Raw genomic sequence first — 11,676 nt, 5'->3', positions numbered from 1 at the left:
CTCATCCTGCAGTACGTGTTATCGAAACAGGATCAGCCAGTGCCGTACCCTGTTCGTCCTTTACACGTACCGGCGCATCATCGCGCACGGTTTGAACACCTTGCGTAACGATCATGTCGCCCTGCTTCACCGGACCATCGATGAGAATGTTGGTTGAATTGCGCTGAACGATACGCGCGACAATTCTCTTGGCGACACCGTCCTCAACACGCCACACATAGGAACCGTCAGCCCCCCATTGAATGGCCAGCGGGTCGACCGAAGGATAGCGATCACCCGGAAAGAGAACCGTGACGGAGAACGACATGCCCGCGCGCAGACGATCCTGCGTGTTCGGCACTTCTGCGCGAACATGCAGCGTACGGCTGGCTTCATCCAGCATATTGTCAACCGCGTTGATCTCGCCGCTATAGGTCTCACCCGGGAAAGCGGTCGATTCCGCTGTCAACGGCTGGCCAACCTTGATTTGCGGTGCGAAGCGTTCTGGCACCCATATATCGATCAGCACTTTCGACCGGTCATCGATACGACCGATGGAAGTCTGTGCGGTAATGTAGTTACCCACATTGACAGGAAGAATACCAACAATACCGGAGATTGGCGCACGAACCGTGCGACGGCTCAAGGCGAGCTGCGCGTCCTGCAAAGCAAGCTGCGCATTGGCGACCGCCAGCTCAGTCTCAACCACCTGAACTTCAGTTGCGGTGTTCGTCGCTCGCAATTTTGCAATGCGCTGGCGTGTCGTCTGCGCATCCTTCAACGCCGTCTCGGCCTTAGCGACAGCGATCTTTTCCGTCTCGGCGTCAAGTTCGGCAATCGAGTCGCCTTCCTTCACGCTATCGCCCGCCTTGACGTAAAGCTTCGTCATGTAACCGCTGGAGTACGGGGTTATCGACACAGTGCTGAGAGCCCGTGCCGAACCGATAGCCGTCAAACGGTTGTTGATGGTCTCTTCGCCAGCAGCCTCGACAACAACGAGTGGTGCGGATCGCCCGCCTTCGCCTTTCGGCGCTTCCTCGCCCGTTGCTGCGGCCTTCACCACATCATTCTTGTTCTTATAGGCATACCAGCCGCCAATAGCAGCCGCAGCTATGAGCAGGCACAAGGCAATCTGCTTCCAGGATTTCATTCAGCTCTCCGGCAAGGCCTACCGTCACCTGACGGCCCTCGTTTTCGAAACCAATTTGTCGGGCGCGGAAAATGCCAGCAAATAATATCAGAATGATGATTGCCTTCACATTGCGCAAATCATGCAACCCATCAGGATGCATGGATTTTTCCAACCAAGACTTTGCACGCACGATCTCAAGGCGTCGAGTTAAATTTCGGTAATACTGCTTGCAGAGATCCCGGGAGCGGGTGCGTTCTTAACCGATTGAACAAAGGCTGTTGGATTTATCGATCGGCTCCATATATAGGAGGCTACCTTTATGTATTGCGTTTCGATGGCACACAGGTTGAGGCACTGCGGCGATTAGGCCGGTTCACCTCGCGTTGGAAGCACAGGCTATGGCGGTTGTTGAAAAGACCACAGATACGGGCACGCCCTCCCCTGAAGCGGCCTCCCAAACTGCGACCACGGAACGGCTCTCGTCAACCCAGTTCACACGTTTACCCTGGCGAAACCGGCTTTCGAGCAAACTATTGCTCTTGACCGCACTTGCCGTGCTGATCACCGAAGTTCTGATCTTCGTCCCGTCTGTTGCCAATATGCGCGTGCGCTGGATGAGTTCGAGACTTGATACGGTGGGCGCGGTCAGCGAGGTTCTCGCCGCAGGCGGCGATATGGATGTGCCGCGTGACATTCAGGACAAGGTACTTCTGGCAACCGGTACGAAAGCTATAGCCATGCGTGAAGCCGGTGCTTCGCGTCTGCTCGCCATGTCGGAAGTACCCGGCAAGATTGACCAGGTCATTGATCTCAACAATATCAGCGAAGCAGCTGCCATATGGGACGCATTCGGAACCTTGTTCAACGGCGGAGACAGAACACTACGAATCTATGGTTCGGTTTCGCCATCCAGTTCTCCGGGACGTATTATTGAAATCGTGACCTCGGATGCACCCCTCCGACACGCCATGCTCGTCTATGCGCGCAACGTGACTTTTATCTCGCTCATCATTTCAGTGATTGCGGCGAGCCTGATCTACCTGATCATTCACGAAATGCTGTTGCGGCCGGTGCGCATCATGCATCGCAACATGATCGATTTCGCCTCATCCCCTGACAATCCTGCGCTGATCCTTGTGCCAGAAAACCGCAAGGACGAATTCGGCGTGGCACAGCGTCAGATATCGCATATTCAGAGCGACCTTCAGAGAACGCTCAAAGAACAGAAACATCTCGCCGATCTTGGCCTCGCCGTCTCCAAAATCAACCACGACATGCGCAATATTCTGGCCTCAGCGCAGTTGATGTCTGACCGGCTTGCCGATACCGAAGACCCAATGGTGCAGCGGTTTGCACCCAAACTTATCCGCACTCTCAGCCGCGCGATCAGCTATTCCGAAAGCGTCATGGCCTATGGTCGCTCGCAAGAAGCACCACCGCGCCCGCGTCGCGTTCTGCTGCACACAATTATCGCTGACGTTCAGGAAACCCTGAGCCCCAGGTCAGAAAGCAGCGTTGAGTTCGAGAATCTTGTCCCGGAGGATTTCGAACTCAATGTCGATTCGGAACAGTTGTTCCGTGTACTGAGCAATCTTTGCCGGAATTCGGTGCAAGCCATGGAGCGTGATCAGAGCATTGATGACGCGACCGTCAAGCGACTCACAATTTCTGCCGGAAGAATCGGGACGACAGCAATCATCGGTGTCGAGGACACCGGCCCCGGTTTGCCACAAAAAGCACGCGACAATCTTTTCACGGCTTTCAAGGGATCGACACGCAGTGACGGCACTGGTCTTGGGCTTGCCATCGCGCAAGAACTGATCCGCGCGCATGGCGGGACAATCGAGCTTCGAGAAGACCGCCCGGTTGGGGCACATTTCGAGATTCGCATCCCCGATTTGCCGATGCAACGCGGAGACCGGAGCCCCCAACGGGCAGAGGAAAGTGTTTAGGCAATCTACCGTTGTGCCAACTTTGAACGAAAAGCCCGGAAATGTGGGGCCTGACAAGAAATCTTCACAGAACCACATTTTTTTCTAAGAAGACGCTTGCATTTAGCGATCCGTCCGATTATCAACCGCCCATCGCCGCAGCGAGCGGCACACAGGCAAGCACCCGTAGCTCAGCTGGATAGAGCACCAGACTACGAATCTGGGGGTCAGAGGTTCGAATCCTTTCGGGTGCGCCATTTTTCTCGATACTATCAACTGTCACGTAATTTAGCCTTTTGACAGAAATAACCTATTGTCAATTGTCACTTAACTTGGGTTCGTTGATCACTAGCTGCCTTTAAGCTGGGGTTGCTGATTTTTCTCACGATTTCAACTGCGCGCGTCCAAAACTGTGACCAAGCGTGGGTGCTAAGGTTTCGTCAACACTCGTGTTAGCTTCCGACCTCGTTCCAGACACCAGCGCCAGTCGCTGGGAATATCCGCTTCACTGCAGGCTAGTTGGGGCCGAACGGGGACAGGAAGGCGCTACACCGTGGCTGCCCTCGAAGGGCGCTACCCGCCAGTAAGCGGCTACTTCCTCGAGGCCGTGCGAGCGTACCTTGTGAACCATAAAAGGCTCTTTCGATTCTATCGGGAGGAGAAGCTGACAGTACGGAAGCGTGGCGGTCGGAAGCGAGCGATAGGCACACGTGCACCGACCACATTCTGTTCTCGGCTGGCTGACACCTGCCAAGTTCGCTCAGACTATCGACCCGCGACGCGATGCGGTACTGCGCAGCCGAAATGGGTCCGCACCGCAACCCGCCGCTACCGCCCAAATACAGCAACCCAAAACCGCTGGAGCGAACTCAAAACTGGATAAAACCTGGGGGCAGGTCAAAGGTCACAATGAACATCTGTTCACCAGCGATCAACACGCTCGCCAAATCATCGAAGAATGGGGAAGCTACTACAACCGTAGTTGTCCGCATACGAGCCGTGGCGGCTTGCCCCTTATGAGTTTGCAACCCGGTCCACAAACGACCAAAACCTGAACAGAACTAATTTCTAATCGCGGACATCAAGGGGAGCAGGTCATCTGGGGCGCAGCATTCTCCATGTCAACGGAAATAAGCCGGTCCTTTTCCTGACGTGAGAAGATGTAGATAAACTTCCAGAAAAGCCGGGTGATTGAGCGCGGTTTCGCGTCCAAATATTTCTGGCCTGAGAAATGTTCTACTTCCGACATCTCGGCAATATCGCGCATGGATTCTGACGTAGGGACCATTATTCTCTCGTTCATGATCTTGCCATTTTTTAGGTTTCCCTAATATATAACTTGATCATCTATCTAACAACGGCACAGGCAGCTTGCTATTAAAGCTAGCCCAGCATGCTCGTTGGTTTGGGAAGGAGAAATATGTCGAATAGGAAATTGGAGACCGACAGAACGTCACCTCTAGGTGCTGAACGCGACATATCAACTGACGTCCAGGCAGAAAATGCCACACTGAACGCAACCGTCGATCTGCTTTTAAACAAGCTTTCGAAAATCGAAGCGGCCTACCGCGACGAGCTTACTCGGGCTATCGACCGGGCAGACACGCAAGAGCGACGCGCTAACCAGGCGATTGCGCGCTTGCAACAGTTTGAACTCAGCGAAGCATGGCGCATTGTGTCAGCACTGAACACTAGGTTGAACCGATTCCCGAAACTGCGCATCACACTTTTGAGGGCGGCGAAGGTAGCTCATTGGACTACAACTGGTCAGCTTCGGGCGAAATATCGACAGTACAAGCTGGTGCGTCAGTTTGAAAAGAGCACTACAGATATCGCCGAACCTGATGGGGGTAAATTAGGGTTCGCCTATCCTGTAAATCAAAGTGGATTACCCGCACCGCTCTTGGACGAAATACTCACGTTCATGAAATCGAACGGGTCTATTGACCTCCTGATGGCTATAAACTTCTATGCCGGTGGTGGTGCAGAGTCTGCCGCGCTGGAATATGCCAAAGCCTATGCCTCCAAAAATGTCGACAAGTCTGCGTTGATCGTGCTCACGGATGGTGGTCCAAAGCGGCCACTTCCAGAAATGCCGAGTAACATATTAATAGTTGATTTAAATGATTGGGATGTAATTGATGCCATCCATAGAGAAGAGTTGCTCTATCTGATATTCCGGGCAATTCCATTACACGTTTTTCATATAATAAATTCTGTGACTGCCTACAATTTTCTGAAAAAACTTCCATCAAGATTCTTGAGCGATATAGATATTATTGCCAGCGTCTTTGCATTGCAGTTTGATCCAGACGATAATACAAAAATAATAGGTTACGCTCAAGATTTTCTACCGCCAAATATAGATAAAATCGATACTGTCGTTACAGACAATTTGCGGTTTTCCATTGAGGGGCCGTTGAAAATAGGCGTAACTGAACATTCAAAAAAATTTATTACTGTTTACAACAAGTCAAAACTCGACGGCATTTTTACCGTCAAGGATTCAATAGCACTATCATCCAAACGGAAATTCAATTCATCCGGCGGTGAAAAGCTAAAAGTTATTTGGGCTGGGCGTCTAGATAAAGAAAAGCGCGTAGATTTGCTCATTGAAGTAGCAAAAATGACTGAAGAATTTTGCGATTTCTACGTGTTCGGTGGAGCTGTCGTTGACGGTGGGTATGAAGCGGAACTCAATAAACTGAAAAATTTGGTTCTGTCTGGACCATATGAGAATCCCGTTGAATGGGACCAGAAAGTTTTGGGCAATGTATTCTTGTTTACTTCCGTCTGGGAGGGGATGCCGAATACCGTAATCGAAGCTTCGTATCTTGGATATCCGATAGTAGCATCAGATGTCGGTGGCGTTTCGGAATTAATAACGCCCTCGACGGGGTGGGCAGTGGATCGGTTCGCGTCAGCAAAGTTTTACGCTGAGGCGCTAAGAGAAATATACGCTGACCATGCTGAGGTGGAGAACCGAACCAAAAGGTTGATCGATTTAGTTCATAGCCGCCACAATGAGAAAGCTTATTTGAAATCTCTTTGTCAGATACCAGGTTATACAAAATTGAACCAATGAGAGCAGAGACTGACAATTAGTTAGCCGCCCTCTGAGGCGGCTTTTTCTTTGCCCAAGGTGTGCTTTGCACCGGTCGCGCGATCCTGTGATTTTCGGAAACCGCCAGAAGCATTTGCCGAAGCCTATCACCCAGATGACGCTCGGTAATCTGATCGACGTGCAGAAAAACTGGTTAAGCAAAGCTGGGTCAAAAAGAGCTGGAGCTATTCCACCGCATCGTCGGCGACAGGCGCAGCACAGTTCATGCGGGCAACATTGCAAGATTTGTAGAGTGAACTTGGACTTCGCGACACTCAACTGTCTGATAAAAATCTACAAAATCGACTCGACTTTCACTTATTAAAGCGGCGCGGTTATGAGAACTTTGTGGCCGGAAAGATAGGTCGCTCTGAATAGCCCCGAGTTTTGTAGACCCCTCGGGCTAGATTTTCTGCTGTTTCTCCAAACCTTTCGGGTGTGCCATTCGTTTCAACAACTTAGCAGTAAGGACGTGCCTACGCATTGCTTTGCATATTTCCCAAATTGACTGCCCCCGACCTCGTGACGTTTTTGCTCGCTCCGCTATATGTGGCTCGACATATCGGCATCACATTTCTGCAGTGGAATTTTTCTCATGAAGCATCACGCACTCGTCTGGCTGCGTAACGATCTTCGAATCAACGACAACCCCGCACTGGATGCAGCCGCCGAAACAGGCGGCCATATAACAGCAGTTTACGTTCATGAGACCGTTGCCGAGATTCGGGCGCCCGGCGGCGCGGCGCGGTGGTGGCTCGATCAGAGCCTTGAAGCGATAAGAAAACAGCTGGCTGATCGTGGTATCGAACTTCTCATCGAGACCGGTGATCCGAGGGATATCCTCCCTCAGTTGATCGCGAAACTGGCCGTCACCGAACTGTTCTGGAACCGTCGCTACGCACCGGCGGAACGTGAATTCGATGCAAAACTGAAGTCACAACTCAAGGAGAGTGGAACCGGTGTAACCTCATTTCCTGGTAATCTTCTTCTTGAGCCCTGGGAGCTCAAGACGGCCAGCGATACGCCCTATCAGGTCTTCACCCCTTTCGCCAAAGCGTTGCGCCTCCACAACGTTCCCCGCCCGCTTTCGCGCAGGCAATGGGATATCAAACCAACACAGGAAACCTGCTATTCGCCCAACGTTCCTGCCTGGGCGGAAAAGTTCGATGGGCTTTGGAATATTGGAGAAGACGCGGCGCGCGACTGCCTGACACGTTTTCTGGAGAACACGCTTTCGACCTATACCGAGGATCGCGACGTTCCCGGCATCGACGGAACTTCAAGACTTTCACCTCATTTGCGGTTCGGTGAAATCAGCGCGCGTCAGGCGTGGTATGCCACACTGGCGTTTATGGACGAGCATCACTCGGCACGCGCTGGCGGTGAAAAGTTTCTGTCAGAGCTGATCTGGCGCGATTTTAATTATCACCAGCTCTATCACCGCCGCGACATCAGTCGACACGATATGCGTGACACACTGTCCGGCATCGCATGGCGCGATGATCGAGCTGCATTCGAAGCATGGCGTCGCGGACAGACGGGCTTTCCCATCATCGATGCCGGTATGCGTCAGCTTTGGGCCACCGGATGGATGCACAATCGCGTGCGAATGCTTGTGGCATCTTTTCTCACCAAGAATCTGCTCATCGACTGGCGAAAGGGTGAAGAATGGTTCTGGGATACGCTCGTGGACGGCGATATCGCCAGCAATCCGGGAAGCTGGCAGTGGGTGGCAGGCTGCGGCATGGACGCTGCGCCCTATTTCCGGGTGTTCAATCCGATCTTGCAGGGTGAAAAATTCGATGCCGAAGGACAATATGTCCGGCATTGGGTGCCAGAACTATCAGGCCTGTCCAACAAATGGCTGCACAAGCCGTTTGAGGCCCCCAAGGATGTGCTGACCAGCGCTGGAATTGCGTTGGGCAGTACCTATCCCAAACCAATCATTGATTTGCAGGCCTCACAACGGGAGGCCCGCAAACGGCTCAACAGCCAGCCGTAATCAACGCGCTTCCAGTCCGCCATTCTCAACGATAAAGTCGATGATTTCCGGCACGCCCTTGCCGCGATGGAGGTCGGTGAAACCGAATGGACGCTTGCCGCGCATGCGAGCTGCATCGCCTTGCATAATATCGAGATCGACGTGCACATGAGGAGCAAGATCGCTCTTGTTGATCACAAGAAAATCTGACCGTGTGATACCCGGACCGCCTTTGCGCGGAATTTCCTCACCCTGACAAACAGAGATGACATAAAGCGTCAGGTCCGCCAGATCCGGTGAGAAGGTAGCAGCGAGATTGTCACCACCGGATTCGATGAAGACGATCTCCAGATCGGGAAATCGCCGGTTCATTTCGGCAATTGCCTGCAGATTGATGGAGGCATCCTCGCGGATTGCCGTATGCGGGCATCCGCCCGTTTCGACGCCCATGATCCGATCTTCGGACAAAGCCTGAGAACGTGCCAGAATGAGGGCGTCTTCCTGCGTGTAGATATCGTTGGTAATCACGGCGACCGAGTATTTATCACGCAGCGCTTTGCAAAGCTTTTCGGTCAGCGTCGTCTTTCCCGATCCCACCGGGCCGCCGATGCCGATACGCAAGGGTCCGTTTTTCTGTGTCATGTGCGAAAAAGCCTCGAATGTTGGGTTTCGTGTTTCATGGCCATGATGTCGCTAATGTAAGTCGCGGAACCAAGGTCACTCAATGAAGTTTTTTCTATTCGCGCCGCTGTTTCGGCGAGAACCGGCTCCAAATCCGACATTGTTGCAGTCACGCCGTTCTGCCCCATGACCGAAAGACGGATCGATGCCTGCAAAAGATTGATACAGAAGGCTTGCAGAAAGGCGGCGAGTGTCAATCCAAGCGATACTTTGTTAGCGCCTGCTACAGCACCGACTGCCACCGGATAGGGGCAATCGGCTGGCAGGCGATCGAATACAGAACTGGGCCAGCTTCTGGTTGCAGCCAGAAACGCCTCGCCCTGCAGCATCGTCTCCATATGACGTTCACGCGAACCGGCCAGTGCTTCGGCCAATTCTGCAACTTCAACAAGATCGCCTTTGGCAACCGCACGCCGCCAGCTTTCCGCGCAAAGCACGGCATCATTCCAGCCGGAGCCACGTGTTACAAGCCAGCGCAGCCAATCGCCCATCGTGGCGGTGTCTGCGACATAGCCATCATGGACGGCCCGCTCCAGTCCATGGCTATAGCTGAACGACCCGACCGGAAAGACGGGCGACAGCCAGGCCATCAGCCGCAGCAAAGCGGTGGTGGTATCAGTCGTGGTGGTGGTGATGATGCTCATGATCGTGTTCGTGATGACCATGATGATGATCATGGTCATCATGCGAATGGCCGCCAGAATAAGCACCGCGCAGCGGGCTGAAAATTGCAGTTACATCCGTAACCGTCGCACCAAGCCCCTCAAGCATAGCTTTTATGACATGGTCGCGAAGAATGAAGATGCGATCACTCTCGATCTGAGCCGCGAGGTGACGGTTGCCGATATGCCAGGTGAGTTCGGCAATATGCAGCGGATCACGCCCGCGGATTTCGTAAAGTTCCTCGCTTGCGGCGCGGATTTCAATCTCGCGTCCGTCATCGAGGACGAGCCGGTCGCCGTGCTCGAGCACAATTGGCTCTGCAAAATCGACGAGCACCTTCTCGCCACCTTCCAGAACGATGGCCTTGCGCCGCAAATGACGTTCATCGCGTTCGAGAACGGCGTGGCCCGCAGGCACGGCATCGATCACCTTATCTGCACGAATAATGGCAGTGGCACGAAACATTTGTTTGCCTTTCAAGATCAGAACATGAAGTAGCGTTGCGCCATTGGCACGACGTCGACGGGCTCGCAGGTCAGAAGTTCGCCATCTGCGCGCACCTCATAGGTTTCCGGGTCAACTTCCATTTGCGGCATCGCATTGTTGAGGATCATGGAATGTTTGCCGATACCGTCTCTGGTATTGGCCACGGCAATCATCTGCTTGTCCACCCCAATCTTCTCTCGAAGCCCTTCATCCATTGCGGCCTGCGAAACGAAGGTAATGGACGTATTGGTGCGGGCTTTCCCGAATGAGCCGAACATCGGACGATAATGCATCGGTTGCGGCGTTGGAATTGAGCCATTCGGGTCCCCCATCGGCGCGGTTGCGATCCAGCCACCAAGCAGAACCATCTCCGGCTTGATTCCGAAGAAAGCAGGATTCCACAAAACGAGATCGGCCCGTTTGCCCACTTCCACCGAACCGATTTCATGCGCCATGCCATGGGCGATAGCAGGGTTGATGGTGTATTTCGCGATGTAGCGACGCGCCCGATAATTGTCATTTCCGGGCTTGTCGTCGGGAAGACTGCCGCGCTGCTTCTTCATCTTGTCTGCAGTCTGCCAGCAGCGAATGATCATTTCGCCGACACGGCCCATCGCCTGACTGTCGGAGGAAATGATGGAGAACGCTCCCATATCGTGGAGGATGTCTTCTGCAGCGATGGTTTCCTTGCGGATACGGCTTTCTGCAAAGGCAATATCTTCCGGGATCGCCGGAGACAGATGATGGCACACCATCAGCATGTCGAGATGCTCTGCAATCGTATTGACCGTGTAGGGCCGGGTCGGATTTGTCGAAGCCGGCAACACGTTCGGATACTGACACACGCGAATAATATCCGGAGCGTGTCCGCCACCAGCGCCCTCCGTATGGAAGGAATGGATCGTGCGCCCCTTGAAGGCGTTGAGCGTATCTTCGACGAAGCCACCTTCGTTCAGCGTATCGGTATGGATCGCAACCTGAATATCGAACCGGTCTGCGACCGAAAGGCAATTATCGATCGCAGCCGGTGTCGAGCCCCAGTCCTCATGCAGCTTCAAACCGCAGGCGCCGGCGCGGATCATTTCTTCCAATGCACCGGGCAGTGAAGCGTTTCCTTTGCCGAACACACCGATATTCATCGGCAGGCCGTCGAACGACTGGATCAGCCGGGCTATATGCCACGGCCCCGGCGTGCATGTGGTTGCAAGCGTGCCATGGGCAGGTCCGGTGCCGCCACCCACCATGCAGGTGATGCCTGCATTAAGTGCTTCATCCACCTGTTGCGGTGAGATGAAATGGATATGCGTGTCGATACCGCCCGCCGTGAGGATCTTGCCTTCACCCGCGATAATCTCCGTACCGGGGCCGATGATGATCGAAACGCCGGGCTGCGTATCCGGATTTCCGGCCTTTCCGATCACCGCGATACGCCCGTCGCGAAGCCCCACATCGGCTTTATAAATGCCGGTATGATCGAGGATCAGAGCATTGGTAATGACTGTATCCATCGCACCGTCGGCGCGCGACATCTGGCTTTGTCCCATACCGTCGCGGATAACCTTCCCTCCGCCAAACTTCACCTCTTCGCCATAGGTGGTGAGGTCCCGTTCGACTTCGATAAACAGTTCCGTATCGGCGAGACGCACCTTATCGCCAACAGTAGGGCCGAACATTTGCGCATAGGTGGCGCGACTAATTCTGGCTGGCATGAAATGTCTCC

Annotated in this window: 9 protein-coding genes, 1 tRNA gene and 2 pseudogenes; 6 read left to right on the top strand and 6 right to left on the bottom strand. The window is 53.5% G+C overall.

Going from position 1 to position 11,676, the window contains the following annotated elements; translation table 11 throughout:
• Position 1: 1 nt before the first annotated feature.
• Entirely contained in the window at positions 2-1,129 is a 1,128-nt protein-coding gene (locus OHI65_RS10990) for an efflux RND transporter periplasmic adaptor subunit (protein WP_264358848.1), read from the bottom strand.
• A gap of 380 nt (positions 1,130-1,509) precedes the next feature.
• Here OHI65_RS10990 and OHI65_RS10985 point away from each other — a divergent pair, with 380 nt between their 5' ends.
• The 4 genes and pseudogenes from OHI65_RS10985 (at position 1,510) to OHI65_RS23050 (ending at position 4,114) form a co-directional block, all read left to right on the top strand.
• A complete protein-coding gene (locus OHI65_RS10985) occupies positions 1,510-3,063 on the top strand; it encodes a sensor histidine kinase (RefSeq protein ID WP_071631916.1) in 1,554 nt (517 codons plus the stop codon).
• 159 nt (positions 3,064-3,222) lie between these two features.
• Positions 3,223-3,299 (top strand) — tRNA-Arg (locus OHI65_RS10980).
• 459 nt (positions 3,300-3,758) lie between these two features.
• Positions 3,759-3,925: pseudogene (locus tag OHI65_RS23055) on the top strand (IS3 family transposase); the annotation flags it as partial.
• Positions 3,882-4,114: pseudogene (locus OHI65_RS23050) on the top strand (integrase core domain-containing protein). The pseudogenes OHI65_RS23055 and OHI65_RS23050, both read left to right, overlap by 44 nt.
• 9 nt (positions 4,115-4,123) lie before the next feature.
• Here the strand turns inward: OHI65_RS23050 and OHI65_RS10975 are convergent.
• Positions 4,124-4,330, bottom strand: coding sequence for a hypothetical protein (locus OHI65_RS10975; RefSeq protein ID WP_166942838.1), 207 nt, complete (start codon positions 4,328-4,330; stop codon positions 4,124-4,126).
• Positions 4,331-4,462: 132 nt separating this feature from the next.
• Here OHI65_RS10975 and OHI65_RS10970 point away from each other — a divergent pair, with 132 nt between their 5' ends.
• Both OHI65_RS10970 and OHI65_RS10965 read left to right on the top strand, forming a co-directional pair.
• The gene (locus OHI65_RS10970; RefSeq protein ID WP_264358847.1) at positions 4,463-6,127 is read left to right on the top strand and encodes a glycosyltransferase family 4 protein; all 1,665 of its coding nucleotides are present in this window, start codon (positions 4,463-4,465) and stop codon (positions 6,125-6,127) included.
• Positions 6,128-6,740: 613 nt separating this feature from the next.
• A complete protein-coding gene (locus OHI65_RS10965) occupies positions 6,741-8,147 on the top strand; it encodes a cryptochrome/photolyase family protein (protein ID WP_264358846.1) in 1,407 nt (468 codons plus the stop codon).
• On the opposite strand, the gene ureG is transcribed toward OHI65_RS10965, so the two are convergent.
• From ureG to ureC, 4 genes are read right to left on the bottom strand one after another with little or no spacing between them, the layout of a single operon-like run.
• A complete protein-coding gene (ureG, locus tag OHI65_RS10960; RefSeq protein WP_010658108.1) occupies positions 8,148-8,768 on the bottom strand; it encodes an urease accessory protein UreG in 621 nt (206 codons plus the stop codon).
• Positions 8,765-9,451, bottom strand: a complete 687-nt coding sequence (locus tag OHI65_RS10955) for an urease accessory protein UreF (protein WP_151689037.1) — start codon at positions 9,449-9,451, stop codon at positions 8,765-8,767. The genes ureG and OHI65_RS10955 overlap by 4 nt, the downstream gene beginning before the upstream one ends.
• Positions 9,423-9,935 (bottom strand): urease accessory protein UreE, encoded by a 513-nt coding sequence (gene ureE / locus OHI65_RS10950; RefSeq protein WP_011982506.1) that lies wholly within the window; start codon positions 9,933-9,935, stop codon positions 9,423-9,425. Before ureE ends, OHI65_RS10955 begins: the two co-directional genes overlap by 29 nt.
• 17 nt (positions 9,936-9,952) lie before the next feature.
• Entirely contained in the window at positions 9,953-11,665 is a 1,713-nt protein-coding gene (gene ureC, locus OHI65_RS10945) for an urease subunit alpha (protein ID WP_011982505.1), read from the bottom strand.
• Between the last annotated feature and the right edge of the window lie 11 nt (positions 11,666-11,676).

The sequence above is a fragment of the Brucella sp. MAB-22 genome, from assembly GCF_025908475.1.
GTDB lineage: Bacteria > Pseudomonadota > Alphaproteobacteria > Rhizobiales > Rhizobiaceae > Brucella > Brucella anthropi.
The sequence above is the reverse complement of the archived record's forward strand: the minus strand, read 5'-3'. Positions and strand labels throughout refer to the sequence as shown.